Raw genomic sequence first — 26,382 nt, 5'->3', positions numbered from 1 at the left:
GCCCGGGGATGATGGGCGCATGGGAACTCGTGGGGCCGGAGTGCTGTGGGTGGTGAGCGCGCTCGCCTACGTGGGAGCGGAGGCGGTCACCGCGTCCGCGTTCCCGGGCTACAGCTACGCACGGAACTACATCAGCGATCTCGGCGTGCCCGAGGTGGGCGTGTTCCAGGGGCGCGCGATCGACTCGCCGCTGCACGCGGTGATGAACGCCGGATTCCTCCTGCAGGGGGCGCTCTACCTCGCCGCCGCCGTCACGACCGTGCGGGCGGCGCGGGGCGGATCGCGGGGGCTGTTCCTCTCCCTCGCCGTGGTCTACGCCGTGGGCATCGCCGTGGTGGGCCTCGTGCACGGGAGCAGCGCCAGTGCGCAGAACGGGATCGGCGGCCTGCACGTGGTCGGCGCCGCGATGGCGATCGTCGGCGGCAACGCGGCCTCGATCGTCGCCGGTGCCGCGGCCCGGCGCGGCCGCGCCCCGTGGGCGCTCGAGACGGTCGGGATCGTGCTCGGTGCGGCCGGCCTGCTCGCGCTGCTGATGCTGCAGGTCGACACCCGCGTGCCCGGCGTCGACCTGCTGCCCGACGGCGTCTGGGAGCGCGCCTCCGTCTACGCCGTCACGGCCTGGCAGCTCGCGACCGGCCTGCGGCTGCTCCGACGGCCGGAGGTGCCGCGGCAGCCGCGGCCTCCTCAGACCGCGGGCAGCGGCGCGCAGGTGCGCAGCGCCGTGCACCGGCTCTTCCAGCTCGGGATCCGGATCCCGGAGGCCCTCTCGGTCGTCGTGTTCGACGACAACCCGTGGAGCGAGCTGGTCACCCCGCCGCTCAGCGTCGTCCGCCAGCCGATCGACATGCTCGCCCGTCACAGCGTCGAGCTCGTCCTCGCCCGCATGCAGGGCCGCCTCCCCGAGGCCCCGCAGCACATCGAGGTGCAGGCCGACCTCGTCATCCGCTCCAGCTGCGCCGCACCCCCGCGGCGCTGATCCTCTCCCCCTCCGAAAGGCACGCCATGTCCGATCCCGTCGTCGTCACCGCGATCTTCACTCCCGCCGAGGGGCAGCGCGACGCGCTCGTCGCCGCCCTCTCCACCGCCATCGCGGAGGTGCACGAGGAGGAGGGCTGCGAGCTCTACGCGATCCACGACTCGCCCGACGGCACCATCGTCATGCTGGAGAAGTGGACGAGCGGCGACCTGCTCGACGCGCACGGCGCCGGCGAGCCGGTCGTCCGCCTCAACGCGGCGATCCGCGGACTCGTCGCCCATCCTCCCGTCGTGACGCGGCTCGTCCCGATCCCGGTCGGCACCTCGCAGCAGGGCGAGCTCTAGCACCCGGGGGCGGGGCCGCTCCGGATCCGGATCGCGCGCCTCCCGCCGGAAACGCGCGCGAAACAGCGGAGGCCTACGGTCGGGAGCGACCCCGCCGCCCCGGCCGCTCCCTGGAGGATCCGCATGCCCCGCCCCGCCTTCCCCGCCCCGCCCAGCGCCGAGCTGCACATCCACCTCGAGGGCACGATCGAGCCCGAGCACATCGTCGAGATGGCGCGCCGCAACGGGGTCGCCCTGCCCACCGAGGATCTCGACGCCCTCCGCGCGCGGTACTCCTTCACCGACCTCGCGTCGTTCCTGGAGCTGCACTACTCGAACCTCACCGTGCTGAAGACGGAGCGGGACTTCTTCGAGCTCGCGACCGGCTACCTCGTCCGGGCGCAGAAGGCGAACGTCCGCCGCGCCGAGATCTTCTTCGACCCGCAGACGCACCTCGGCAACGGCGTCGCGCTCGACACCGTGATGAGCGGGATCACCCGTGCGCTCGGCCGGAGCGAGGAGACCCACGGGATCTCGACGGACCTGATCATGTGCTTCCTCCGCGACCTGGGCGCCGACGCGGCCGACGAGATGCTGACGGCGATCCTCCCCTGGCGCGAGCACATCATCGGCGTCGGGCTCGACTCGAACGAGGTGGGCTTCGGCCCGGAGCTGTTCGTCGACGTCTACGCGCGCGCCGCGGCGGAGGGACTGCGCCTGGTCGCGCACGCCGGCGAGGAGGGCGGGCCCGAGACGGTCGCGGCCACCGTCGAGCTGCTGAAGGTCGAGCGGATCGACCACGGGATCCGCGCGATGGAGGACCCGGAGGTCGTCGCGATGCTCCGCGAGCGCCGCATCCCGGTGACGGTGTGCCCGCTGTCGAACGTGGCCCTGCGCGCTGTGGACACGATGGCCGACCACCCGCTGCCCGCGATGCTCCGCGAGGGACTCGTCGTGACGGTCTCGAGCGACGACCCGCCCTACTTCGGCGGCTACGTGGATGAGAACTACCGCGCCCTGGTCGAGGAGCTGCGGATGGACGACGCGCAGCTCGAGCAGCTGGCGCTCAACTCCTTCGACGCGGCGTTCATCACGGAGGAGGACCGCGAGCGCTGGCAGGCGGAGGTGCGCGAGCACTTCGCGCGGTGAGCGCGTCACTGCCCGGAGAACGATCGTTCCCACCCCTCCCCGCGCGCTGAGCCCTCGTTCCGCGGCCCCTGCCTCCGCGCCCGCCCTACGCTGGCCGGATGACCCGATCCGACGGCACGCGATGAGCTGGGTGCTCCTCACCGGCGCGATCCTCACCGAGGTGACGGCGTCGCTCGCCCTCCAGGCCGCGATCGAGTCGCCGGGCTGGTACGCGCTCGTCGTGGCGGGCTACCTGGCGGCGTTCGTCCTCCTCAGCCGGGTGCTCAAGGCGGGCATGCCGATCGGAGTCGCGTACGGCGTGTGGGGCGCGTGCGGAGTCGCGCTGACGGCGGTCCTCGCGGCCGTGCTCTTCGGGCAGCCGCTGACGGGCGTGATGACGATCGGGCTGGTGCTGATCATCGCGGGCGTGCTGCTGGTCGAGATCGGCTCGCAGCGAGCGCAGGCCGCGCGCCGGGCGGTGCGCTGATGGCCTGGCTGCTGCTCTCGGGCGCGATCCTCACCGAGGTCGCCGCGACGATGAGCCTCAAGCCCGCGACGGACGGCCGGAAGCGCTGGTACGTCGTGGTCGGAGTCGGCTACGTCGTCGCGTTCACGCTGCTGGCCGGAGCGCTCGCGCAGGGCATGCCGATCGGGGTGGCCTACGGGATCTGGGCGGCGGTCGGAGTCGCGCTGACGGCAGTGCTCGGCCGTTGGCTGTTCCAGGATCCGCTGACCTGGACGATGCTCGGCGGGATCGGCCTGATCATCGCCGGCGTGCTGCTGGTGGAGCTCGGGCACTGACCGGCCGAGTGTCGTCGCGGCGGGAGTCTCTCCACTCAGCGGCCGTCGCGGCGGGAGCGCGCCTCCTCAGCCGTCGTCGCGGCGGTAGCGCGACGGAGTCACCGGTTGTCGCGGCGGTACCGCGCCTCGCGGCCGGCGATGTGGAGGCCGAGCCCGGTGACCGCGACCGCGAAGGCGACCAGCACGCCGATGAACGCGATCTCGTCGCCTGCTCCGACCGCCACGGCCGCGACGGCGAGCCCGATCAGCGCGAGGGCGAGCACCACGGCGCCGACGGTCTCGAGAGGGCTCCAGGCGGTCATGGCTCCAGCGTGCGCTCGGAGCGGCGCGCGGGCAAGGGGCGGCAGGCGAACAGGACATGACGTCCCGCCGACCGCGGAGGTCCGCGCGGGTCCCAGCACACGACCCGTCCGCCCGGACGTCGGCCGACCGGGTGCTGCGGACCGCGCTCACCACGGCCATCCCGGTCCTCGCGTTCCAGGGCGGCTTCGACACCACGCAGATCGGGGCGCTCTTCGCCGCCCTCGGGGTCACGATGCTCGTGCTCGCGACGGCGACCGCGATCGTCGGCGTCATCGGCGTCGCGCGGAAGGACCGCGCCCGGCTGCTCTCGGCCGTCACGCTCGGCGTCGGCGCGAGCGTCGCGATCGTCGAGCTGGGCGCGCTCGTCGTCCCGCCCCTGGTCGGCCTCTCCCTCCAGTACTGACGAGGCCCGCCGGAGGGGATCCCTCCGCCCGCCCTCGCAGGATCCGCACGGCGCCGCGTCCGTTCCTCGCGCTCCGCTGCGCCGCGACGGCCCTGCCGGCTCCCCGGCGATGCGCCAGGATGGGGGGCATGACGACACGCGTGGACGGCCTCTTCGTCTACCCGGTGAAGGGCTTGACCCCGCAGCCGCTCCCCTGCGTCGAGCTCACCACAGGCCGCGGCGTCCCCTTCGACCGCACGATCGCCCTCGCCCGCCCCGGCGGCGCCTACCGGCCCGGCATGCGGCACGGCATATCCAAGCGCGAGTTCTTCGTCCTCGTCGCCGAGGCCCGCCTCGCCGGCCTGACCACGCACCTCGACCCCGACAGCGGAGTGCTCACCGTCGACGTCCGCGGCCACCGGGTCCTCTCCGCCGACCTGGGCGCGGAGGACGGACGGGCCGCACTGCGCTCCTTCGCCGCCCGCGTGCTCGACCTGCCGCCCGGCGTCGAGCCCGTGATCGCCCAGGACGCGGGGCGCCGCTACACCGACACGGCCCACAACTCCGATGTCGAGATGGAGTACGTCTCGCTGATCAACCTGGCGAGCGTCCGCGACCTCGCCGAGCGCACCGGCCGGAGCGTCGACCCGCTGCGGTTCCGCGGGAACATCCATCTCGAGGGGCTGCCGGCGTGGAGCGAGCTCGAGCTGCTCGGGCGCGAGCTGACCGCGGGCGGGCTGCGGCTGCGGATCACGAAGGCCACCGAGCGGTGCGCCGCGACCGAGGTCGAGCTGGGCACCGGTCGGCGCGACCTGCCGGTCCCCCGGCTGCTGCACGAGACCTACGGCCACGAGCTCCTCGGCGTCTACGCGGAGGTCCTCGACGGCGGCACGCTCGGCGTGGGCGACGAGCTGGTGCTCCGTGGCTGAGCTGCGGCTCGTGGTGGCCGAGCGCGAGGCGCTCACCCCGGCCGTCACCCGCTTCGTGCTGCGGAGCGAGGACGGCGCCCCGCTGCCCGGCTACTCGGCCGGCGCGCACCTCACGCTCACGACCCCCTCCGGCGAGCGCCGCAGCTACAGCCTCGTCGAGCCCGGATCCTCGGAGCCGTCGCACTACGCGATCGCGGTGCGCCGCGAGCCCGGGGGTCGGGGCGGATCGCGGAGCCTCCACGACGACGTCCGCGTCGGCGACGTCCTCTCCTCCGCGCCGCCCGCGAACACCTTCGCCCTCCGGCCCGCCGCCCGCTACCTCCTGATCGCCGGCGGGATCGGGGTCACCCCGATCCGCGCGATGGCCGCCGAGCTCCGGGCGCAGGGCTCGGCCGTGCAGGTCGTCTACCTCAGCCGCACCCCCGAGGACACCGCGTGGCTCGACGAGTTCTCCGCCGACGGCTCCCTCGTGCACCACAGTGCGATCCACGGCCGGCTCGACCTCTGGCCGCTCGTCGCCGAGCCCGACGACGACGCCCGGATCTACTGCTGCGGTCCGTCCGCGCTGATCGACGAGGTCCTCGCCCTCACGATGCACTGGCGCCCGAGCCGGATCCACGTCGAGGACTTCGCGGGCGTCGACGCCGTCGGCGACCGGGCCGTCCCCTTCGCCGCCGTCTGGGAGCCGACCGGAGCCGTCGTGGAGGTCCCGGCCGACCGCTCGCTCCTCACCGCGCTCCGCTCCTCCGGGATCGACGTCGACTCCTCCTGCGAGTCGGGCACCTGCGGCACCTGCCGCCTGCGCCTCGTCGGCGGGACGGCGGAGCACCGCGACCTGGTGCTGACCCCCGAGGAGCAGGACCGCTGGATCATGCCGTGCGTCTCGCGCTCCGCCGGCGGCGAGCTGGTCGTCGCCCCGGAATGACGGAGCGACGGGGCCGGGCCCCACGCACGCCGGCCGACACGCGTCGGCCGTCGTGTGACGCCGCGTGACGGGCGCCCGGCGCCCGGTCCCCCGCATGCCTAGGCTCCCGGACGGGGGACCACGACCGTCACGACCGAAGGACTTCCGATGACCAGCACCTCCGTCCGCACCCAGCTCGACGAGTTCACCGTCGGCTTCGACGAGACGGTCGGCCCCGAGCTCGCCGCCGTCTTCTCCGGCGAGCGCGACGACCTCGTCGCCGCCGGCGCCCCGAGCGGAGCCGTCACCGCCGGCGACGCGCTCCCCGCCGCCTCCGTCGTGACCGTCGACGGCGACACCGTCGCCCTCGCGGACGTCCTCGGCGCGGGCCCGGCCGTCCTCGTCTTCTACCGCGGAGCCTGGTGCCCGTACTGCAACATCACGCTCAAGCACTACAACGAGACCCTCGCCCCCGAGCTCGCGTCGCGCGGAGTCGCCCTCGTCGCGATCAGCCCGCAGACCCCCGACGGGTCGCGCGCGGCGGTCGCGAACGGCGACCTGGGCTTCACCGTCGTCTCCGACCCCGGCAACACGCTCGCGAGCGCTCTCGGCATCGTCACCGCCCCCAGCGGCGACGCGCAGGAGGCGCACACCGCGCTCGGCTTCGCCGTGAAGGACAGCAACGCCGACGACACCCCGGCCGTCCCGTACCCGACCGTCCTGGTCGTCGACGCCGACCGGATCGTCCGCACGGCGGACGTGCACGTCGACTACACGACGCGCACGGAGACCGAAGAGATCCTCGCCGCTGTCGACGCGCTCTGACGCCTCCGCTCGCACCCTGAGCACGCGCGGCGGTCGAGCGCACCCCCTCGCCCGCCGCGCCGCCGCTCCCTAGGCTCGACCCGTGACAGCGGAGACGGACGTGCTCGTGGTCGGCGGCGGTCCGGTCGGACTCCTGCTCGGCGCGCTCCTGGCGCGGGCCGGAGTGGACGTGCAGGTGTGGGAGCGGCGCTCCTCGGTGCCGCGCGGCTCGCGGGCGATCGGCATCCATCCGCCGTCGCTCGACGCGTTCGCGGCGGTCGGCGCCGATGCTCCCGTGCTGGCCGAGGCCACCCGGGTCCGCGAGGGCGTCGCGCGCAGCCGAGGCCGCACCCTCGGCACGCTCTCGTTCGCACGCGCCTCCGCGACGCACCCCTACGTCGTCACCCTCGACCAGCACCGCACCGAGGCGATCCTCCGCGAGCGCCTGGAGGCGGCGTCCCCGGACGCGCTGCGCCCCGGGGTCGCGCTGACCGGCCTGCTCCGTCGCGGCTCCACCGTCGAGGCGACCGGCACCGGACCGGGCGGCGAGCCGGTATCCGTCCGCACCGCCTTCGTCGTGGGAGCCGACGGCGCCCGCAGCACCGTCCGCGACCTGCTCGGGATCCGCACCACCGGCCGCGACTACCCGGACCGCTACGTGATGGGCGACTTCGCCGACCCCGAGCCCGGCGGTCTCACCGGCACCGCGCTGGTCGACGTCGGCCCGGCCGGAGTGGTGGAGTCCTTCCCGCTGCCGGGCGGCCGGCGCCGGTACGTCGCCCTGAGCGGCCCCGACCGCTCCCTCGGCGCCCCCGCCTGGCGGCCCGAGGAGGCCCCCGACCAGGAGGCCGCGCGCGCCCTGGCCGCCGCTGTCCGCGACCGGACGGGCGCCGACGCCGACCCGGACACCTGCACGATGCTCAGCGGATTCCAGGTGCGGCGCCGCGAGGCCGAGCGGATGGGCGTCGGCCGCGTCGTACTCATCGGCGACGCCGCGCACGAGATCAGTCCGATCGGCGGGCAGGGCATGAACCTCGGCTGGCTCGACGCCGCCGAACTCGCCCCGCTCCTGGCCGGTGCCGTGCGCCGCGGCGAGGCCGGCCCCTGGCCCGGCTTCGCCCGGCGGCGCACCACCGCGGCCCGGCGCGCGGCGCGGCAGGCGGAGGCGAACATGGCGCTCGGACGCCCGCTCGGCACGCTCGCGCACCGCGGCCGCGAGGCGTTCCTCCGCACCGCCCTCGCCCTGCCGGCCTCGGACCTGCTCGCCCGCGTCTACGCGATGCGCTGGTCCTGAGGTCGCGGGCGGCCGGTCAGCCGACCAGCCGCGCGCCCGCCAGCCCGAGCTCGACCACCAGCACGAGCGAGGCCGCGATCACCAGCCGGAACAGGGTGCGCGTGGGCGGGCCGGTCAGCACCAGGCGGATGCCCGCCGCGGCGAGCACGACCACCGCGAGGGTCCCGATCACCGCGAGCACCACGCCCGTCCCGCGCACCGGCTGGTCGCCGACGAGCTGTCCGACGAGCACGAGCAGCGCGGCGACCACCAGCGACCCGAAGGCGACGACTCCGGAGAGCCGCAGGCCGAGGCGGTGGGGGAAGCCGCGGACCCCGGTGGCCTCGTCGTCGACCAGGTCGGGGAGCACGTTCGTGCAGTGGATCGCGATGCCGAACACGGCGCCGGTCGCGATCGCCCACCAGGCGGGGAGCCGGCCGTCGCCCGCCGCGACCGCCACCACCGGCAGCAGCCCGAAGGCGACCACGAAGGGAGCGACCGACCAGACCGTGCGCTTGAGCCCCGCGTCGTAGGCCCAGCCCGCGGCGACCAGCACCAGGTGCGCGACCGCGGCGACCGGTCCGAGCAGCAGCGAGAGCACCACGGCGGCCGCCGCCGTCCCCAGTGCGGCGGCGCGGACGGCGCCCACGCCGATCAGCCCCTGCGCGACCGGCTTGTCGGTGCGCCCCACCGCGCGGTCGCGATCGGCGTCGATCCAGTCGTTCGCGAGCCCGATCGAGAGCTGCCCGAGCAGCACGGCGAGCGCCACCAGCACGACCTGCCCGAGCGGATGCCCGGACGCCGCCGCGATCACGGTCGCCAGCACGGTGACCGTCACGGTCGGCCCGGGGTGCGACGAGGCCAGCAGGAGTCGCACCCGGGACGTCATCCCGCCAGCCTACGGTCGCGGCGGCACAGCGGGGCGCCGGTCGCGCTCCCCGCCCCGGAGCGGGATCCAGCGTGGTTCGAGCGCGGCGCCCTCATCAGCCCGCGACGGGAATGGCCCGGGATGGGGCAGGGTTGCACCACCCGGCATCCCGACTCAGGAAGAAGGCCTCGTGGACCTCGTGCACTGGCTGTTCGACGCGCAGATCGTCATCGGCGAGCAGACCGTCCTCTGGCGGGAGGTCATCGGCAACGTCTTCGGGCTCCTCAGCGCCCTCGGCGGGATGCGGCGGAAGGTCTGGGCCTGGCCCGTCGGCCTCATCGGCAACGTGCTGCTGTTCACGGTCTTCATGGGCGCCCTGTTCGGCACTCCCAACCCCGTCAACCTGCTCGGCCAGGCCGGGCGGCAGGTGATGTTCATCCTGGTCAGCGTCTACGGCTGGTACCGGTGGACCCACCGCCCCGACGACTCGACCACCTTGATCGAGCCGCGCTGGGCGTCGTGGCGCACCCGCGGCCTGCTGGTGCTCGGGATGGTCGGCGGCACCGCGGTGCTGACCCCGGTGTTCCGCGCGCTCGGCTCCTACGAGCCGGTCTGGAGCGACGCGTGGATCTTCGTCGGCTCCGTCCTCGCCACCTACGGCATGGCGAAGGGCTGGACCGAGTTCTGGCTCATCTGGGTGGCCGTCGACCTGGTCGGCGTGCCGCTGCTGTTCTCGGCCGGCTACTACGCGTCGGGGCTGATGTACGTCTTCTACGGCGCGTTCACCCTGGTCGGCTTCTTCGTCTGGATGCGGCAGGGCACCCGTCCGTCCGCCGCTCCGATCACGGTCGGCTAGCTCTAGCAGCCTGCCGCCGCCGGCGGAAGTGGCCGTGCGGGAGGCGCTGTCGGTGGTCCACTGGGAGCGGAGGCGCCCGCCTCCCCCACCCGGAACGGACGCCATGCTCTCCCTCGTCTACTCCAGCCGCACCTCCGCCGGCTTCACGGACGCCGACCTCCCCGCGCTGCTCGCCCAGTGCCGCGCGAACAACGAGCGCCTCGGCCTGACCGGCATGCTCCTGCACCGCGACGGCCGATTCCTCCAGGTGCTCGAGGGGCCGGACGCGGTCCTGCGCGAGCGGATGGCCGTCATCGCCGCCGACGAGCGCCACGCGCAGCTGCGCACCCTCCTCGAGGAGCCGATCCGGGAGCGGCTGTTCCCGGAGTGGTCGATGGCGTTCGAGTCCGCCGCCGACGCCGACGCCGCCGGGCTCCGCACCTCCTTCGACGACCTCGACGACGCCGAGGCCGAGAGCGCGACGCTCCCGGCCCTGCGCGAGCTCATCCGCTTCTTCCGCGAGCGGAGCTAGGCGGAGCTAGGCGGAGCCAGGCGGAGCTGGGCGGAGCGATACGGGACGCCGGGATCGCGGCCGGTCCGCCGCCGGAACCCGACGCCCGTCAGTCCTCCGCCGAGGGAGGAGCGAGCCGGTCGAGCCGCGCCAGGAGCGGGGCGAAGCCGTCGCCGAGCAGGGCGCTCAGCGGCTCGCCGAACCAGAACCGCCAGACGGCGTCGAGCTCCTCGCCGGTGATCCGTCCTCGGCGCAGGAGGATGCTCGCGATCGGGGCCGCCTCAGACGCGTACTCGTCGCGGGGAGCGCCGTCCTCGCGACCCGGCTCGAGTCCGTACGGATCGACCCCGTCGAGCTCCCGCAGGACGGCCGCCACCATCGCGTCACGCCGTTCCGCGGTCGCGCCGTCCTGATCCGTCGGTGCTCGGCGCTTCATCGCGAGAAGGTACCGAGCCCACTCCTCGTCGTCCATTCGTCGTCTCCGATCTCTCCGGATGCCGCGCCTTCTCGAGGCCTTTCTCTTTTTTCGGCGCCGGCTTGTCGAGGCACGGGGGAACCGCCTCTCCGACGGCTTGTCATCCCCCCGCGAGAAAGGCGCGGACGCCTTCCCGCGTCAGCCCCGAGGCGACGGCGAGCCGGTGCTCTCCGGCCCCGAGTCGGGCGGCTCCGCGGAGGGCCGCGGCCCTTTCTCCGCCCTCGCCGGAAGTCCCGCTCCGGAATGCCGCGAATTCCGCGGACACCTTATCGAGAGCGTCGACGACATCGCCGGACACGCTCTCCGGCGGCTCGCCGAGATCGATGCGCCAGCCTCTCCCGGACTTCTCGTCGCTGTCGTTCACACGCGGGAAAGTACCCCGGACCGCAGGGTGGCGCCTGTGATCGCCCGACGCCGTCGCGCCCCAGGGATCCGTCGTCGACTTCCGAGCGCACACGCCTCCCGGTCCGGAGAGGACGGCCTTCGAGGACTGTCCCGCGGACCTCGTCGCCGTGCTCCGCTCCGATGCGGCCCTCGCCTCGGCCGAGGTCTTCGACGGCTGACCCGACCGCGGCGACCACCCGCTGCGACGACGCGGGGCGGAGGCGCGGATCGCGTCGTTCCGGCGCGCCCGCACCAGCGGCGTCGGAACGTCCGGCCGATCCGGGAGCGGCACCCCGTCCGAGCCGTCGAGGTTCCGTCGGTGTGCAGGCCCCCGCGCCGAGGGACGTAAAGTGTGCTCACACGCGCCCGCGGACGGGCGAGCCGCCCGTGAGCGTGCCCCGGTCCTGCGTCGGAGGCGCCGATCACAGAGAGCCGCGGTGCCCGATGCCGGAAGACAAGCCCGCGTCGCGGGCGCCGAGCATCTACGACGTCGCCCGCGCGGCCGGCGTCTCGCACCAGACCGTCTCCCGGGTCCTGAACGACCACCCGAGCCTCCGCGCCGAGACGAAGAAGCGCGTGCTCGAGGTCATGGCCGAGCTCGACTACCGCCCCAACCTCGCCGCGCGGGCACTGGTCACCAGCCGCACCCGCACCGTCGGCGTGCTGTCCTCGCAGAGCCTGCAGTACGGTCCGGCCTCCAGCATCCAGGCCATCGAGGTGGCGGCGCGCGACGCGGGCTACCTCGTCGTCACGGCCAACGTCGACGGCACCGACGGCGCGTCGATCCAGGCCGGGATCCGGCATCTGCTCAACCAGGCGGTCGAGGGCCTCGTTGTCGTCGCCCCGCAGATCCGCGTCTTCGACATCCTCTCCGGAGTCGCGCTGCGCATCCCGCACGTGACGCTGCAGACGAGCGAGGACGACCGCGACGACGCGCTCTACGTCGACCAGATGGCCGGCGCCCGCATCGCCACCGGGCACCTGATCGACCTCGGGCACACCGAGATCGTGCACCTCGCCGGCCCGCAGGACTGGATCGAGGCCGAGGCGCGGATGCGCGGCTACCTCGCCGAGCTCGACCACCGCTCGATCCCGCTGCGCCCGCCGCTGCTCGGCGACTGGAGCGCCGAGCGCGGCCACCGCGTGGGCCTCGAGCTCTCGCGCTTCCTCGACTTCACCGCGGTGTTCGCGGGGAACGACCAGATGGCACTCGGACTGATGAGCGCGTTCCACGAGCGCGGGGTCCGCGTGCCGGAGGACGTCAGCGTCATCGGCTTCGACGACATCCCCGAGGCGGCGTTCTACTGGCCGCCGCTGACCAGCGTCCGCCAGGACTTCGTGGAGCTCGGACGCCGGTGCGTGGCCGCGCTGCTCAGCCTGATCGAGGGCGACCGGCCGGAGAAGGCGGCGCCGATCGCTCCGCAGCTGGTCGTCCGCGGATCCACGGCCGTCCCCCGGAGCGCGAGCGTCACCGCCTCGCGCTGACCGGCGGCCGCGACGCCCTCGCGCCGCGACCGCCCGGGATCACTCGCCGTGAGCAGCGATCGACACGTCGTTCCAGCGCTTCCAGGTCTCGAGGCGCGACTCGTAGTCCGCCGTCGCGATGCCCAGCGGCGCGCGCCCGAAGAAGATCCGCAGCGGCGGCTCGTCCGCGTCCACGACCGCGAGGATCCCGAGGCGCGAGGCCCGCGGGTCGCCCTGCTGAGCGGCGGAGGGGCGTCGGCTCGCTGCCTCCCGGACCTCGTCGTACGCGTCGATCGGCTCGCTGCGCGACGCGGAGGGACCGGACCAGTCGGTCGAGTACCCGCCGGGCTCGACGAGGGTCACGTGGATCCCGAAGCCGGCGACCTCGGCGGCCAGCGACTGGGTGAAGCCCTCGAGCGCCCACTTCGACGCGTGGTACGCGCCGATCGAGGGGAACGCGCTGATGCCGCCGATGCTCGACACCTGGACGATGTGTCCCGAGCCCTGCTCGCGGAGGATCGGCAGCGCGGCCTGGGTGACCCAGAGGGCGCCGAAGACGTTGGTCTCGAGCTGCGCGCGGACCTCCTCCTCGGTGAGCTCCTCGATCATGCCGAAGTGCCCGTAGCCGGCGTTGTTGATCACGACGTCCAGTCGGCCGAACCGGTCGGCCGCGGCCTGCACGGCGGCGAAGCCGGCCTCGCGGTCGGTCACGTCGAGGGTCAGCGGGAGGAACGTGTCCGGGTACTCCTCGACGAGGGCGTCGAGGGTCTCGATCCGGCGGGCGGTCCCGGCGACCGAGTCGCCGCGCTCGAGCGCCGCCTCGGCCCACTCGCGGCCGAAGCCCTTCGAGGCGCCGGTGATGAACCAGGTCTTCGTCATGGTGTGCGTCCTTTCGACAGTGCTGGACGCAACGCCGACGGCTCCGGCTCCCTTCCGGGGCCGGGGACCCTTGACAGCACCGCTCCGAGAGCGGACGACGCGCCGCCGGTGTCCCGTTACCGAGTCGAGACGTACGCGTTGACACGAATGGCGCCGTCGGGTCTAGCATGACGCAATGTGATCGCTCACATGGCATCACATCTCCGCCCCGATCCCGAGGGCGGCCCTGCATCCACTGCATTCAATGACGAAGGAATCACAGTGACCACAATGAAGCGCGCTCTCATCGCCGGCATCGCCGGCGGAGCGATGATCCTCTCCCTCGCCGCCTGCTCCTCCGGAACCGGTGGCGGCTCGGGCTCGGGATCCGGCGACGGCGGCCTCGTCGGCGTCGCGATGCCGACCAAGTCGTCCGAGCGCTGGATCGCTGACGGCAACAACGTCAAGTCGCAGCTCGAGGAGGCCGGCTACCAGGTCGACCTGCAGTACGCCGAGGACGACATCCCCACCCAGGTCTCGCAGCTCGAGAACATGATCACCAAGGGCGCCAAGGCCCTGATCGTCGCCTCGATCGACGGCACCACCCTCACGAGCGTGCTCGAGGAGGCCAAGGCCAACGACATCCCCGTCATCGCCTACGACCGCCTCATCCGCGACTCCGAGAACGTGGACTACTACGCCACGTTCGACAACTACAAGGTGGGCGTCCAGCAGGCCACCTCGCTGCTCGCGGGCCTCGGTCTCACCGACCTCACCGGCGCGAAGGCCGCCGACGCCCCCGCCGGCCCCTTCAACGTCGAGCTGTTCGCCGGCAGCCCCGACGACAACAACGCCACGTTCTTCTTCAACGGCGCGATGGACACCCTCCAGCCGTACATCGACGACAAGACGCTCGTCGTGAAGTCCGGCGAGACCGACTTCAACACCGTCGCCACGCTCCGCTGGGACGGCGAGGTCGCCCAGAGCCGCATGGAGGACATCCTCACCAAGACGTACTCCGACGGCTCCAAGGTCCAGGGCGTCCTCTCGCCCTACGACGGCCTCAGCCGCGGCATCATCTCGGCTCTGACCGACGCCGGCTACACCGTCGGCTCCGACTTCCCGATCATCACCGGTCAGGACGCCGAGCTCGACTCCGTCAAGGCGATCATCGCCGGCGAGCAGTACGCGACCATCTACAAGGACACCCGCGAGCTCGCCAAGGAGGCCGTGAAGATGGCCCAGGCCGTGCTCGAGGGCACCGAGCCCGAGGTCAACGACACCGACACCTACGACAACGGCAAGAAGGTCGTCCCGTCCTTCCTGCTCGAGCCGGTCATCGTCACCAAGGACCAGATCCAGTCCGTCCTCGTCGACGGCGGCTACTACACCGACGCGGAAGTGAACGGCTAGTCCTCTCTCCTCACCCGAGAAGGAACACCCCGGGAGGGCGCCCACTGGGCGCCCTCCCCCACTACGAAGGAAGGGAGGCGGCGTGACCTCGAACATCCTCGAGATGCGCGGCATCACCAAGACGTTCCCGGGCGTGAAGGCGCTCCAGGACGTCACGCTCAACGCACAGCGCGGCGAAGTCCACGCGATCTGCGGGGAGAACGGCGCCGGCAAGTCGACGCTGATGAAGGTCCTGTCGGGCGTCTACCCGCACGGCACCTACGAGGGCGACATCGTCTTCGAGGACGAGGTGATGCAGTTCTCCAGCATCCGCGACTCGGAGGCGAAGGGCATCGTCATCATCCACCAGGAGCTGGCCCTCAGCCCCTACCTCTCCATCGCGGAGAACATCTTCCTCGGCAACGAGGTGCGCGGCTTCGGCGGCCTGATCGACTGGAACAAGACCAACCAGGAGGCCGCGGCGCTGCTGGCCCGCGTGGGTCTGCGCGAGAACCCGACCACCAAGATCATGGAGATCGGAGTCGGCAAGCAGCAGCTCGTCGAGATCGCGAAGGCGCTCTCCAAGCGGGTCAAGCTGCTCATCCTCGACGAGCCCACCGCGGCCCTGAACGACGAGGACTCGGACCACCTGCTCGACCTGATCCTGCACCTCAAGGAGCAGGGCATCACGTCGATCATCATCAGCCACAAGCTGAACGAGATCAAGAAGATCGCGGACACCGTCACGGTCATCCGCGACGGCAAGACCATCGAGACGATCGCTCACGACGACGTCACCGAGGACCGCATCATCAAGGACATGGTCGGCCGCGACCTCGACCACCGCTACCCGGACCACACGCCGCACATCGGCGAGGAGATCCTGCGCGTGGTCGACTGGACGGCCCACCACCCCCAGGACCCGACCCGCGTCATGGTGGACAAGGTCAACCTGTCGGTGCACCGCGGCGAGATCGTCGGCATCGCCGGACTCATGGGCGCCGGGCGCACCGAGTTCGCGATGAGCCTCTTCGGCCGCTCCTACGGCAGCCGAATCTCCGGCCAGGTCTTCAAGGCCGGAAAGGAGATCAAGATCCGCAACGTCTCGGAGGCGATCGCCCACGGGCTCGCCTACGCGACCGAGGACCGCAAGCACTACGGCCTCAACCTCATCGACGACATCAAGCGGAACATCTCGCTCGCGTCGCTCGACAAGGTCGCCCGCGGCGGACTCGTCGACGACAACCGCGAGTTCGAGGTCGCCAACGAGTACCGCGGCAGCATGAACATCAAGTCGCCGACCGTGCTCGCCAAGACCGGGAAGCTCTCCGGCGGAAACCAGCAGAAGGTCGTCCTGTCGAAGTGGATCTACTCCGACCCGGACGTCCTCATCCTCGACGAGCCCACCCGCGGCATCGACGTGGGTGCGAAGTACGAGATCTACACCATCATCAACCGGCTCGCGGCGCAGGGTAAGGGGATCATCGTCATCTCCTCCGAGCTGCCGGAGCTGCTCGGCATCTGCGATCGCGTCTACGCGCTGTCGGAGGGCCGGATCACGGGCGAGCTGCCCATCGCCGAGGCGACGCCCGAGGCGGTCCTCACCCTCATGACCCAGGAGAAGCAACGATGACCGATCTGCAGAACGAACCGTCCACCGCGGCCGGTGCGCAGGTGAAGCCCACCGAGAACGCCTTCACGAAGCGCCTCAGCCACGTGCTGGGCGACCTCGGCAAGAACGGCATCTTCATCGCCCTCATCGTGGTGGTGCTGCTGTTCGAGGTGATGACCGGCGGAATCCTCCTCCGCCCCCAGAACATCTCGAACCTGATCGTCCAGAACGGCTACATCCTGATCCTCGCCATCGGCATGGTGATGGTCATCGTGGCCGGGCACATCGACCTCTCGGTCGGCTCGGTCGCGGCGTTCGTCGGAGCGATCTCCGGCGTCTTCGCGGTCAACATGGGTCTCCCGTGGTGGCTGTCGATCATCCTCTCCCTCCTCATCGGCGCCCTGGTCGGAGCGTGGCAGGGCTTCTGGATCGCCTTCGTCGGGATCCCGGCGTTCATCGTGACCCTGGCGGGCATGCTGATCTTCCGCGGCCTGGCGCTCGTCGTCCTCGGCAACGCGAACATCGGCTCCTTCCCGACCGAGTACCGCGCGCTGGGCAACGGCTTCCTCACCGACCTGTTCGGCGAGACCGACCTCGACCCGCTGTCGCTCGTCATCGGCGCGCTCGCGATCGTCGCCTTCGCCGTGCAGTCCGTGCGCACCCGCCGCGGCCGCCAGAAGTACGCGCAGAGCGTCGAGCCGGGCGCCTGGTTCGTCACCAAGCTCGTCCTCGTCTCCGTCGTGATCGCGGCCTTCTCCTTCGCGCTGGCCACCTTCAAGGGCATCCCGGTCACCCTGATCGTGCTCGCCGTGCTCGTCCTGATCTACGGCGTGGTCATGAACCGCTCCGTCTTCGGCCGTCACGTCTACGCGATCGGCGGCAACCTGCACGCCGCGGAGCTGTCCGGCATCAAGACCCGCAACGTCACCTTCTGGCTGTTCGTCAACATGGGCGTCCTCGCGGCGCTGGCCGGCCTCGTCTTCACCGCGCGACTCAACCTCGCCGGCCCGAAGGCGGGCGACGGCTTCGAGCTCGAGGCCATCTCGGCCGCCTTCATCGGCGGCGCGGCGGTCCAGGGCGGCGTCGGCACCATCGGCGGCGCGATCATCGGTGGCCTCATCATCGGCGTCCTGAACAACGGCATGTCGATCATGGGCATCGGCATCGAGTGGCAGCAGGCGGTCAAGGGCCTCGTGCTCCTGCTCGCGGTCGCCTTCGACGTCTACAACAAGCGCCGCTCGGGCGGACGCTAGGCCCTGCGGTCGTGCCCGACTGGTCGCGGTTCCTGCCGCTGAGCACCGGGCCCTCGGTCGACGAGACGGGCGTCAGCAACGACTGGCGCCCCCTCGTCGCCGAGAGGCTCGACCGCCTCGCCGTCCTGGCCGCCTCCCCCTCCACCACGGAGGGCGAGGCGGCCAGTGCCGTCTCCCGGGACGCCCTGCTCGGAGAGCTCGTCGTGCGGCTCTCGAGCAGCACCGGCCAGCGCCTCGCGACGCGGATGGGCGCCCGAGAGGCCTCCTCCCCTCCTCCTCCCGCCGAGATCGCCCCGGCCCTGGCCGCTCTCGCCTCCGCTCGCCGCGCGGGCGCGGGTCCCCGCTCGGTCGCCGAGCTGGTCGAGGTCGTCCGCGTCGAGCTCGCGCTCTCCCCCGAGCCGCTCGCCCTCTCCTCCCGCATCACCGGCGGGGTGGCCCTGGACCGCCTGCAGCGCGCGCCGCTCGCGATCCGCGCCGCCGTTCGCGGTCGCACCCTCGCTCCGACCGACGCGGAGTGGGAGCTCGGCTCCGGCCCCGCCGTGCGCGTGCCGGCCGACGCGATCCTCCGCTTCCTGCTCGGCCTCGGGCCCTTCCCCGCCGAGCCGACCGCCTAGGCGGCGCCGCCTCCTGCCCCCGGGCGGAGGCGGCGCCGCCCCGGTCGTAGCATCGGAGGATGACGCGCTCACTGCCGAGAAGCACCCCGTCCGCCCGCTCCGTCGACGCCGAGGGAGTGCTGGCCTTCGTCGAAGGGGTCGAGGCCGCTCCCGGCGTCGAGCTGCACGGGCTGATGGTGGTGCAGGGCGGCGACGTGGTCGCCGAGGGCTGGTGGGCGCCGTACTCGGCCGAGCGGCTGCACCTCTTCTACTCGCTGAGCAAGAGCTTCACCGCGACCGCCGTCGGCCTCGCGGTCGCCGAGGGCCTGGTCGACCTGGACGCCACCGTCCTCTCGTACTTCCCCGAGCTCGACGACGAGATCACCGACCCGCGCTCGCGTGCGATCCGCGTCCGCCACGTCCTCGCGATGGCGAGCGGCCACTCCGCCGAGACGATCGACCGTGCCGAGAAGACGGACCCGGCCGACCTGGTGCGCGGCTTCCTCCTCCTCCCGCCGGAGCAGGAGCCGGGCAGCGTCTTCGCCTACAACCAGCCCTGCACCTTCGCCGCCGCCGCGATCGTGCAGCGCGTGAGCGGGCAGTCGCTGACCGACTACCTGCGCCCGCGCCTGCTCGATCCGCTCGGCATCGGCGAGGTCGCCTGGCATCGCGACGACTCGGGGCGCGAGCTCGGCTACAGCGGGCTGCACGCCACCACCGAGGCGGCCGCTGCGCTCGGACTGCTGTACCTGCAGGAGGGGCGCTGGGGCGACCGGCGGATCCTCTCGCCGGAGTGGGTCGCCGAGGCGTCCAGCGCGCACGTCCCGACCCACGAGGACGGCGGACCGGACTGGCAGCAGGGCTACGGCTTCCAGTTCTGGCGGTCGCTGCACGGCTACCGCGCGGACGGCGCGTACGGGCAGTTCAGCCTGATCGTGCCCGAGCACGAGCTCGTGATCGCGCTGACCGGCCAGACCTCGGACACGCAGACGCTGCTCGCGCTCGCCTGGGAGCACCTGCTCCCCGCCGTCGGCCGCGGGTCCACGGCGGAGGCCGACGCCCGGCTGGCCGACCGGCTGTCGGAGCTCGCCCTGCCCCCGCTCGAGGGCGCCTCCCCCGCGACCGGGAGCTACACGCCGGTCGGATCGTGGCCCGACGCCGTCGAGGTGACGGCCGACGAGGGCGGCTGGACGCTCGCGCTGATCGAGGGCGACGAGCGCTTCGCCGTGACGCCCGGCGCGGGAGCCTGGACCGTCGACGGGCCGTTCGCGGCGAGCGCCGGACCCTCGGGCGACGGCGTCCTGGTCGACGTCGTGTTCCTCGAGACCCCGCACCGCCTGCACGTCGAGCTCGGTCCCGACCGCACCGCCCGCGTCCGCTGGGAGACGGAGCCGCTGCACGACGGCCCGCTCGCCGGGCTGCGCGCCCCGCGCTGACGGCAGGGCCCGCTCCGCTCATCCGTCGCGAGCGGCCCGTCCGCCCCTCGGCGACGGGCCGTTCGCGACGGATCGAGAGGGGTCGCGCTCGGCCGTGCGGACCGCGCGCATCGGGCGGTGCTCACCGGGGGTCGACGAGTCGAGGAGCGGAGTGGGCACGAGGGTCCTTCCTGGGTGGCGGCGCTCTGGCACAATCGTCGGAGCGCTGCTCCGGAACATTGCGGAGCGCTGCTCCGGAACGTGGTGGAGCTGCGCTCGGAGACATTACGGAGCGCCGCTCCGAAAAGCAAGGAGAACAGATGAGCGACCGTGTGCCCCGCACGCCCGGCCGACCGCGGACGAGTCGCGACGCACTGCTCGCCGCCGCGGCGACGGTGTTCGTGGCCTCCGGCGTGGACGCGCCGGTCCGCGAGATCGCGGCGGAGGCCGGCGTCGGCATGGGGACGATCTACCGTCACTTCCCGACCCGCTCGGAGCTCGTGGTCGCCGTCTACCGCCACCAGGTCGAGGCCTGCGCGGAGGCGGGCCCACGGCTGCTCGCCGACAGCGCGACCCCGGAGGCAGCCCTCCGGGCCTGGGTCGCCCACTTCGTCGACCTCCTGGTGACCAAGCACGGCCTCGGCGGTGCGCTCCAGGGCGACAGCGCCGGATCCGACGCGCTGCACGCCTACTTCGTGGAGCGGCTCGTCCCCGTCTGCGGCGACCTGCTCGAGGCGGCACGACCCGCCCGGATCCCGGCGTCGAGCCTCAGCGGCTACATGCTCCTCAAGGGCATCGGCAACCTCTGCATCGGCGACGCCCACGATCCGGACTACGACGCCGACACCCTCGTGCAGGCCCTCGTCACCGGAGCGCTGCAGGCGGATCAGCCCTGATCGCCTCCACGGTCCGCTCGACCGCGTCCTCGACCGCCGCCCTGCGGCTCGCGTCGTCCTCGCGCTCGGACTCGTGGACGAAGACGGCCCCGCCGCGCCGGGCTCCGCAGTAGTCGATGATCCCGTGCTGGATCTGCGTCAGCAGCGCCTGCTTGTAGCCGTGCCGCTCGTAGGTCCCGGCGGAGTCCCCCGCGACGAGGACGAGGTGGACGGTCAGAGCGCCGAGCCTGCGCTGCGTGCCGTGGACGGGGTCGATGTCGAAGGCCCACCCGGCGAGGAAGACGCGGTCGATCCAGCCCTTCAGCAGCGCGGGCATCGACCACCAGTAGACGGGGAAGACGAGCACGAGGTGGTCCACGCCGTCGAGCCGGCGCTGCTCGCGGAGGACGTCGTCGGGAACCGGGCCGACACCGCGGTAGCGGTCCCGGTCGGCCGCGCCGAACCGCGGGTCGAAGCCCTCGGCGTCGAGGTCGGCCGTCTCCACTCCGTCGGGGCCGAGCTCCTCCCGCAGCCGCCGGGCGAGGGCGGCGGTGAGGGAGTCGCGGTCGGGGTGCGCGGTGACGAGGAGGGTGCTCACCGCTCCAGTGAACCGCACCCGCCCTGCGGCACCCCTGGCAGGATGACCCGGTGACTCCGCACCGCTCCCCCAGCCGCCCCGACGTCGTCTCCGTCGAGCTCGTCGGCGGACCGGAGCCGCTCGAGCTCGCCCTGCACCAGCACGACCCCGAGTGGTCCGCCCTGTTCGAGGAGCACCGGCAGCGCATCCTCGGGGCCGTCCCGGGCGTGCGTGTCGAGCACATCGGCTCGACCTCCGTCCCGGGCCTGCCCGCGAAGCCGATCGTCGACGTGCTCGTCGTCGTGCCCGACGTCACGGCGGAGGAGGACCACGTCGCGCCGCTGCTCGCGGCCGGCTACGTCCTGCGCACCCGGGAGCCCGGGCACCGGCTCGTCCGCACGCCCGGACGGGACGCCCACGTCCACATCTACGAGGAGGGTCATCCCGCGATCGACGCGTACCTCCTCCTGCGCGACCGGCTGCGCACCGACCCGGCCGACCGCGAGCTCTACCGCAGCACGAAGGCGTCTCTCCTCCTCCGGCGCTGGGAGGACGGGAACGACTACGCCGAGGCGAAGTCCGCCGTGATCGCCGCCATCCTCGAGCGCGCGAGATCCTCGCAGCCCTGAGACCTCCCGCGCTTCGTCCAGAACAGCGCCAACTTCCTCGACCTGCGCACGCTGGGCGGCGACGACGTCGGAGCGGACTACCTGCCCTGGGCGGCGGACGCGGCGACCGCGGCGGACGGCTCCGTCGTGGGCGTGCCGACCGACGTGGGCGGCCTCAGCTTCGCCTACCGTGCGGACCTGTTCGAGCAGGCAGGCCTCCCCACCGATCCGGACGAGGTCGCCGCGCTCTGGAGCGACTGGGACGGCTTCCTCGCGACCGGCGAGAAGTACACGGCCGCGACCGGTCAGCCCTTCGTCGACAACGTGGAGACCAGCGTCTTCTACTCGACGATCAACCAGGTCACCGAGAAGTACTACTCCCCCGACGGCGAGCTCGTCTACGACACGAACCTGCAGGTGGAGCACGCCTTCGACATCGCCGTGAAGGCCCACGACGCGGGGATCAGCGCCGGCATCGCCGCCTTCTCCTCCGGCTGGGCGCCCGGCCGGGCGAACGGCTCGTTCGCCGTGACCGTCGCTCCGTCCTGGATCCTCCAGGGCATCAAGACCGACGCCCCCGACACCGCGGGGAACCGGCGCGTCACCTCGGTCCCCGGAGTCGGCGGCAACTGGGGAGGCAGCGTCATCGCCATCCCGGCGCGGGCCGAGCACCCGCAGGCCGCGTGGCAGTACATCCAGACGATGATGTCGGCGGAGGGCCAGGAGGACCACTTCGCCACCTCCGGCACGTTCCCCGCCGCCACCGCCGCCCTGCAGAGCGACAGCGTCCGCGCCTACACCGATCCGTTCTTCGGCGACTCGAGGATCGGCGAGGTGATCGCGAGCTCGGTCGAGGACTTCCCCTCGTTCGTGAACGGCCCCGACACCGGAGCGATCGGCGCCGCTCTCTCGGGGGCGCTGGTCGAGCTGGAGTCGGGCAACGCCTCCTCCGCCGACGCCTTCTCGAGCGGGCTCGACAGCGCTCGCCAGGCGGTCGGCGGCTAGGCCGCACCGCACGTCCGATCGCCCTCGAGCCCTCCGGCCCGGGGGCGGTCGCGGTTCGGGCGGCATCGGATGATCGACGGTTCGCGGAGCGCGCCCTCCAACCGGGCGGAGCGTTCGCGCCGGAAGGTCGAGCAGCGAGGACCGGGCCCGCGCAGCCGTCGGGATCCGGCGATCGGATCGACCTGGATGTTGACGTCATCAGAGCCTCGTGGAAGCCTGATGTTTGCGTGAACATGCGCGAAGTCCCCGGTGCAAAGGAGCACAGCATGACGTCTCGACCACGAACGGCCGCCGCGGCGGTGGCCGCGCTGCTCGTCGCAGCACTCCTGGGGACAGGAGCGCAGTCGGCCTCGGCCGCCGTGGCCACGGATCCCGACGACGGAGTGCCGCGCACCTCGACGCCCGTGACCTACACCGACCACCCGGCGGTCCAGGACCCGGGCAGCACCGCGGCCGGCTACTTCCAGCCCTACTGGTACGACACCGACGGCCGCCACATCCAGGCGCACGGCGGCCAGATCGTCACCGTCGAGGAGGGCGGTCAGCAGGTCCAGTACTGGTACGGCGAGGACCGCACGAAGGGCTACTGGAACAGCCCCGGAGTCGCGGTCTACCGCTCCACCGACGGCCACAACTGGGAGAACAAGGGCACCGCGCTGCGCAGCGTCTCGGCTCCGGCCGACCTCGAGGCCCCCTACTTCGACGCGCTCTACGACACCGTCGACGACTCCGGAGCCCCTCGCGCCGACCGCATCGCGGAGCTCGACTACCACCTCGACACGACGCAGGCCTCGCCGAACACCGCCATCTTCGAGCGCCCCAAGGTCCTCTTCAACGAGAAGACCGGCAAGTGGGTCATGTGGTGGCACTCCGACGGCCGGACCACGCCGGGCGGCAGCACCTACGCGCGCTCGATGGCGGGAGTCGCCGTCTCGGACAGCCCGACCGGGCCCTTCACGCTCCAGGGCGTCTACCGCCTCTACAACCGCACGGACTACAAGGCCTGCACCACCTCCGCCGTGCCCGGGCAGGCACGGGACATGACCGTCTTCCAGGATGAGGACGGCACCGCGTACATCTCCTACTCCTCCGAGGAGAACTACTCGCTCTACGTGGCGAAGCTGGACGCCGACTACACCAACGTCGAGCGGACCACCACGACCGACACCCTCGACGCGAACCAGTACTCGGCCGACGGGACGTACCCCTACGTCTTCGCCGACGGTGCGGCCGGAGCACCGGTGCGCGGCACCGACTTCCAGATCGTCAAGGAATGCGGACACCTCGAGGCGCCCGCGATCTTCGCCAACGGCGGCAAGTACTACACGATCGCCTCCGGAGCGACCGGCTGGGCGCCGAACCCGCAGACCTACTACACCGCCGACTCGATCCTCGGCGCGTGGACCCGCGGAGTCGAGAAGGGCGACGCCGACGAGAACGTCGCCTACAACGCGATCCCGGAGGGCGGCGACGGCCTGCTCTCGATCGGCGACTCCCGCAAGACCACCTTCGGCTCGCAGTCGACGAACGTCCTCACCCTCGCTCCCGGGAAGTACGTCTACATGGGCGACCGCTGGAACGAGGGCAAGTCGGACTCGACCTACGTCTGGCTCCCGATGACGGTCGGTGAGAACGGCCGCCTCGAGATGCGGAATCCGGCTCAGGAGGACCCGGCGCGCTGGGGATCCGGCTGGAACCTCTCCTACTGGGACGACAAGGGGGTCGGCGAGGGCGTCTGGTCGGTCGTGGACGCCCGTCTGCCGAAGCAGGTCCGCCGCGGCGCCGACATCGCCGCCGCGCTCCCCTCGACGGTCTCGGTCGCGAGCAACGGCTCGACCCGCGACGTCGCCGTGACCTGGGCGGCCCCCGGCCCCGCCGAGCTCGGCACGGTGCAGGTGACGGGCACGCTCGCCGCCGACGCCGGATTCGCCTCCGGCCGCCGCTTCACCCGCACGATCGAGGTGGCGGAGCCGGGCATCGCGAACCTCGCTCCCGGAGCCTCGGTCGCGGTCTCGAGCCGCACGGACCTCGCCGGCAAGCTCATCGACGGCGACGTCAAGGGCAAGGGCTGGGACGACTGGTCCTCGGCCGGCTACCCGCGCGACAGCCGCCTCTCCTTCTCCTGGGGCGCGGCGCAGAACCTCGACTCGGTGACGGTCAGCACCTACAAGGACGGTGCGACCGCCACCTGGCCCTCGCGGATCGAGGTCGAGTACCAGGTGAACGGCGCATGGACGACTTCCTCCGTCGCCACCACCCTCAGCCAGGCCGCGACCGGATCCGCCCCGACGGCGATCCTCGACCTGTCCTCCCTGCCCGACACCACGGGCCTCCGCCTGCACCTCACCAGCGCGGCGAACACGTGGCAGTCGGTCTCGGAGGTGCAGATCTGGGGCACCGCGCCGCCGACGAACGTCTGCCGCGTTCCCGGGGCCGCAGTCTCGGCGTCGTTCAGCCAGACGAAGTACGCGACCCTCCCCGCGAAGAACGCCTGCGACGGCAACGTGAGCACCCCCTGGTCGACCTGGACCGACGGCACCTTCGCCGGCAGCGCCGAGTTCACGCTGACGAACACCGAGGCGCACCGCGTCGCCGGGCTCACCTTCACCAACACCGAGGGCACCCTGGCGTCGGTGAGCGTGGCCTACCGCGCCGAGGACGGCACCTGGAAGCCGACCACCGCGCAGAACGTCGCTCCGGCGGCGAACGGCACGCTGACCACGATCCCGTTCGCGGCGGTCTCGGCCACCGGCCTGAAGCTGACCTTCTCCACGCCGGGCTCGTTCCTCAAGATCGGCGAGATCGTCGTCCCCGAGGCGGCCGCCCCGGCGCTGACGGTGCCGGCGACCGTGACGTCGCGCTGCGTCGCCGGGAAGGCGGTGCTGACGGTCCTCGCCAAGAACGGCGGCACCGCTCCGATCGACGTCGCGATGGCCTCGGCCTACGGCTCGAAGACGGTCACCGCGGTGGCCGCGGGTGCGAGCGGATCGGCCGCGTTCACCACCCGCCTGGCGAGCATGCCGGGCAGCCAGGTGACGGTGACCGCCACGGCGGGCTCCGAGACCCTCGCGCAGACGGTGGCCTACCCGGCCCGCGTCTGCTGAGCGCACGGCGGCCGGTCGACCGGCCGTGACGGAGGAGGAGGTGCCCGCGGGCGCTCCCTCCTCTGCGTGTGCGGCGCATCATCCGACGCGCAGGGCGAGTGCGGGCTCGATGTGCGCGGCTCAGGGCACCAGATGCCGAAGGACGTGCCGGGCCTGGGCGGGAGCGCCGTCACGTCGATCTCCGCGGGCGAGAAGGAACGGCCGCTCCCCCGCAGGCGCTCCCCGAGAAGGAGATCGGTCGCCTGATCGATCCGGCTCAGCGCCGCCTCGTCGAGGAGGTGGGCGCACGAGCATGGCCGAGCCCGCTGGCGCGCTCCGCGGCACTCCACCCGGAAGCGGGGGTGCAGAGCTCTTCACGCTCCTGGTAGTAATCACAGGCGGGCGCATCGCAAAGCCCGCAGAACTGGACCGTCCGTGACCCGCACCACCCGCGCTCTCGCCGCGTTCGTCCCGACGACGACCCTCGTGCTCTCCGTGGTGTTCGCCTCCGCCGCACTCGCGCCCGAGGCGATGACCGCCCCGGAAGCGGTGTCGACGCCGACCGCCGCCTCGCCCGCGGAGGATGCGGCGGCGACTGCGGACCCCTCCGCTCCCGGTGCGGGATCCGGCGCCTCCGACCGCCGCTCCTCGAGCCCCTCCTCCGCAGGCCCCGTCGAGCCCGCGCAGCCGACGACCGGCTCCTCCCCCGCGGACCGGGTCCTCGCCGGTGAGGGGATCGGCGGCGTCGGGC

The 26,382-nt window shown here is 72.5% G+C and carries 28 protein-coding genes and 1 pseudogene; 23 read left to right on the top strand and 6 right to left on the bottom strand.

Annotated elements, in window-relative coordinates; all coding sequences use genetic code 11:
* Positions 1-19: 19 nt before the first annotated feature.
* The 5 genes from C5C50_RS11510 to C5C50_RS11490 all read left to right on the top strand — a co-directional run bounded on the left by C5C50_RS11510 (position 20) and on the right by C5C50_RS11490 (position 3,228).
* On the top strand, positions 20-976 hold the full coding sequence (locus C5C50_RS11510; protein ID WP_258067742.1) for a DUF998 domain-containing protein: 957 nt from the start codon (positions 20-22) through the stop codon (positions 974-976).
* Positions 977-1,002: 26 nt separating this feature from the next.
* Complete coding sequence (locus C5C50_RS11505) at positions 1,003-1,320, top strand: putative quinol monooxygenase (protein WP_104273491.1); 318 nt, start codon at positions 1,003-1,005, stop codon at positions 1,318-1,320.
* 123 nt (positions 1,321-1,443) lie between these two features.
* Complete coding sequence (locus C5C50_RS11500) at positions 1,444-2,448, top strand: adenosine deaminase (RefSeq protein ID WP_104273490.1); 1,005 nt, start codon at positions 1,444-1,446, stop codon at positions 2,446-2,448.
* A gap of 121 nt (positions 2,449-2,569) precedes the next feature.
* Entirely contained in the window at positions 2,570-2,914 is a 345-nt protein-coding gene (locus C5C50_RS11495) for a multidrug efflux SMR transporter (protein ID WP_104273489.1), read from the top strand.
* Positions 2,914-3,228, top strand: a complete 315-nt coding sequence (locus C5C50_RS11490) for a multidrug efflux SMR transporter (RefSeq protein ID WP_104224891.1) — start codon at positions 2,914-2,916, stop codon at positions 3,226-3,228. Before C5C50_RS11495 ends, C5C50_RS11490 begins: the two co-directional genes overlap by 1 nt.
* 98 nt (positions 3,229-3,326) lie before the next feature.
* On the opposite strand, the gene C5C50_RS11485 is transcribed toward C5C50_RS11490, so the two are convergent.
* Positions 3,327-3,530: a hypothetical protein gene (locus tag C5C50_RS11485; protein WP_104227488.1), complete on the bottom strand. Its 204-nt coding sequence runs from the start codon at positions 3,528-3,530 to the stop codon at positions 3,327-3,329.
* 131 nt (positions 3,531-3,661) lie between these two features.
* Here C5C50_RS11485 and C5C50_RS17015 point away from each other — a divergent pair, with 131 nt between their 5' ends.
* The 5 genes from C5C50_RS17015 to C5C50_RS11465 all read left to right on the top strand — a co-directional run bounded on the left by C5C50_RS17015 (position 3,662) and on the right by C5C50_RS11465 (position 7,844).
* Positions 3,662-3,934 (top strand): hypothetical protein, encoded by a 273-nt coding sequence (locus C5C50_RS17015; protein WP_181133926.1) that lies wholly within the window; start codon positions 3,662-3,664, stop codon positions 3,932-3,934.
* 128 nt (positions 3,935-4,062) lie between these two features.
* Positions 4,063-4,842, top strand: coding sequence for an MOSC domain-containing protein (locus C5C50_RS17010; protein WP_181027207.1), 780 nt, complete (start codon positions 4,063-4,065; stop codon positions 4,840-4,842).
* Positions 4,835-5,767 carry a PDR/VanB family oxidoreductase gene (locus C5C50_RS11475; protein WP_104273487.1) on the top strand — a complete coding sequence of 311 codons (933 nt, stop codon included), beginning with the start codon at positions 4,835-4,837 and terminating at the stop codon, positions 5,765-5,767. Before C5C50_RS17010 ends, C5C50_RS11475 begins: the two co-directional genes overlap by 8 nt.
* Before the next feature lie 147 nt (positions 5,768-5,914).
* A complete protein-coding gene (locus tag C5C50_RS11470) occupies positions 5,915-6,571 on the top strand; it encodes a peroxiredoxin-like family protein (protein ID WP_104247729.1) in 657 nt (218 codons plus the stop codon).
* Positions 6,572-6,653: 82 nt separating this feature from the next.
* On the top strand, positions 6,654-7,844 hold the full coding sequence (locus C5C50_RS11465; protein WP_104273486.1) for an NAD(P)/FAD-dependent oxidoreductase: 1,191 nt from the start codon (positions 6,654-6,656) through the stop codon (positions 7,842-7,844).
* A gap of 16 nt (positions 7,845-7,860) precedes the next feature.
* Here the strand turns inward: C5C50_RS11465 and C5C50_RS11460 are convergent, their stop codons facing one another.
* Positions 7,861-8,712 carry a UbiA family prenyltransferase gene (locus tag C5C50_RS11460; protein WP_104227404.1) on the bottom strand — a complete coding sequence of 284 codons (852 nt, stop codon included), beginning with the start codon at positions 8,710-8,712 and terminating at the stop codon, positions 7,861-7,863.
* Positions 8,713-8,881: 169 nt separating this feature from the next.
* On the opposite strand from C5C50_RS11460, the gene pnuC reads away from it, so the two are divergent.
* Together pnuC and C5C50_RS11450 are read left to right on the top strand one after the other, a co-directional pair.
* Positions 8,882-9,547, top strand: a complete 666-nt coding sequence (pnuC, locus tag C5C50_RS11455) for a nicotinamide riboside transporter PnuC (RefSeq protein WP_104227403.1) — start codon at positions 8,882-8,884, stop codon at positions 9,545-9,547.
* A gap of 103 nt (positions 9,548-9,650) precedes the next feature.
* Positions 9,651-10,058, top strand: coding sequence for a BLUF domain-containing protein (locus C5C50_RS11450; protein ID WP_104227402.1), 408 nt, complete (start codon positions 9,651-9,653; stop codon positions 10,056-10,058).
* 88 nt (positions 10,059-10,146) lie between these two features.
* Here C5C50_RS11450 and C5C50_RS11445 read toward each other — a convergent pair whose 3' ends face one another.
* Positions 10,147-10,473 carry a hypothetical protein gene (locus tag C5C50_RS11445; RefSeq protein ID WP_146081558.1) on the bottom strand — a complete coding sequence of 109 codons (327 nt, stop codon included), beginning with the start codon at positions 10,471-10,473 and terminating at the stop codon, positions 10,147-10,149.
* 139 nt (positions 10,474-10,612) lie between these two features.
* On the bottom strand, positions 10,613-10,876 hold the full coding sequence (locus C5C50_RS11440; RefSeq protein WP_104227400.1) for a hypothetical protein: 264 nt from the start codon (positions 10,874-10,876) through the stop codon (positions 10,613-10,615).
* 464 nt (positions 10,877-11,340) lie between these two features.
* Here C5C50_RS11440 and C5C50_RS11435 point away from each other — a divergent pair, with 464 nt between their 5' ends.
* Positions 11,341-12,381 carry a LacI family DNA-binding transcriptional regulator gene (locus C5C50_RS11435; protein ID WP_104234510.1) on the top strand — a complete coding sequence of 347 codons (1,041 nt, stop codon included), beginning with the start codon at positions 11,341-11,343 and terminating at the stop codon, positions 12,379-12,381.
* A gap of 39 nt (positions 12,382-12,420) precedes the next feature.
* On the opposite strand, the gene C5C50_RS11430 is transcribed toward C5C50_RS11435, so the two are convergent.
* Positions 12,421-13,239: an SDR family oxidoreductase gene (locus C5C50_RS11430; protein ID WP_104273485.1), complete on the bottom strand. Its 819-nt coding sequence runs from the start codon at positions 13,237-13,239 to the stop codon at positions 12,421-12,423.
* A gap of 270 nt (positions 13,240-13,509) precedes the next feature.
* Here C5C50_RS11430 and chvE point away from each other — a divergent pair, with 270 nt between their 5' ends.
* From chvE to C5C50_RS11400, 6 genes are all read left to right on the top strand, one after another.
* On the top strand, positions 13,510-14,631 hold the full coding sequence (gene chvE / locus C5C50_RS11425) for a multiple monosaccharide ABC transporter substrate-binding protein (RefSeq protein ID WP_104224984.1): 1,122 nt from the start codon (positions 13,510-13,512) through the stop codon (positions 14,629-14,631).
* Positions 14,632-14,713: 82 nt separating this feature from the next.
* On the top strand, positions 14,714-16,243 hold the full coding sequence (gene mmsA / locus C5C50_RS11420; protein ID WP_104256398.1) for a multiple monosaccharide ABC transporter ATP-binding protein: 1,530 nt from the start codon (positions 14,714-14,716) through the stop codon (positions 16,241-16,243).
* A complete protein-coding gene (gene mmsB / locus C5C50_RS11415) occupies positions 16,240-17,475 on the top strand; it encodes a multiple monosaccharide ABC transporter permease (protein ID WP_104273484.1) in 1,236 nt (411 codons plus the stop codon). Before mmsA ends, mmsB begins: the two co-directional genes overlap by 4 nt.
* Positions 17,476-17,486: 11 nt before the next feature.
* Positions 17,487-18,089 carry a hypothetical protein gene (locus tag C5C50_RS11410; RefSeq protein WP_104273483.1) on the top strand — a complete coding sequence of 201 codons (603 nt, stop codon included), beginning with the start codon at positions 17,487-17,489 and terminating at the stop codon, positions 18,087-18,089.
* Between the two features lie 59 nt (positions 18,090-18,148).
* Positions 18,149-19,504, top strand: coding sequence for a serine hydrolase (locus C5C50_RS11405; RefSeq protein ID WP_104273482.1), 1,356 nt, complete (start codon positions 18,149-18,151; stop codon positions 19,502-19,504).
* A gap of 299 nt (positions 19,505-19,803) precedes the next feature.
* Complete coding sequence (locus tag C5C50_RS11400) at positions 19,804-20,379, top strand: TetR/AcrR family transcriptional regulator (protein WP_104273481.1); 576 nt, start codon at positions 19,804-19,806, stop codon at positions 20,377-20,379.
* On the opposite strand, the gene C5C50_RS11395 is transcribed toward C5C50_RS11400, so the two are convergent.
* Positions 20,348-20,956, bottom strand: a complete 609-nt coding sequence (locus C5C50_RS11395; protein ID WP_104247722.1) for an NAD(P)H-dependent oxidoreductase — start codon at positions 20,954-20,956, stop codon at positions 20,348-20,350. The two genes, C5C50_RS11400 and C5C50_RS11395, sit on opposite strands and share 32 nt — an antisense overlap.
* 50 nt (positions 20,957-21,006) lie before the next feature.
* On the opposite strand from C5C50_RS11395, the gene C5C50_RS11390 reads away from it, so the two are divergent.
* The 4 genes and pseudogenes from C5C50_RS11390 to C5C50_RS11375 all read left to right on the top strand — a co-directional run.
* Positions 21,007-21,564: a GrpB family protein gene (locus C5C50_RS11390; protein ID WP_104273480.1), complete on the top strand. Its 558-nt coding sequence runs from the start codon at positions 21,007-21,009 to the stop codon at positions 21,562-21,564.
* 42 nt (positions 21,565-21,606) lie between these two features.
* Entirely contained in the window at positions 21,607-22,548 is a 942-nt protein-coding gene (locus C5C50_RS11385; protein WP_104273479.1) for an ABC transporter substrate-binding protein, read from the top strand.
* Positions 22,549-22,814: 266 nt separating this feature from the next.
* Positions 22,815-25,652, top strand: coding sequence for a discoidin domain-containing protein (locus tag C5C50_RS11380; RefSeq protein WP_104273478.1), 2,838 nt, complete (start codon positions 22,815-22,817; stop codon positions 25,650-25,652).
* Positions 25,653-26,066: 414 nt separating this feature from the next.
* Positions 26,067-26,382: pseudogene (locus C5C50_RS11375) on the top strand (hypothetical protein); the annotation flags it as partial.

The sequence above is a fragment of the Rathayibacter sp. AY1D9 genome, from assembly GCF_002932395.1.
GTDB lineage: Bacteria > Actinomycetota > Actinomycetes > Actinomycetales > Microbacteriaceae > Rathayibacter.
Note: the sequence above shows the minus strand (reverse complement) of the source record. Positions and strands in the feature narration are given on the sequence as shown.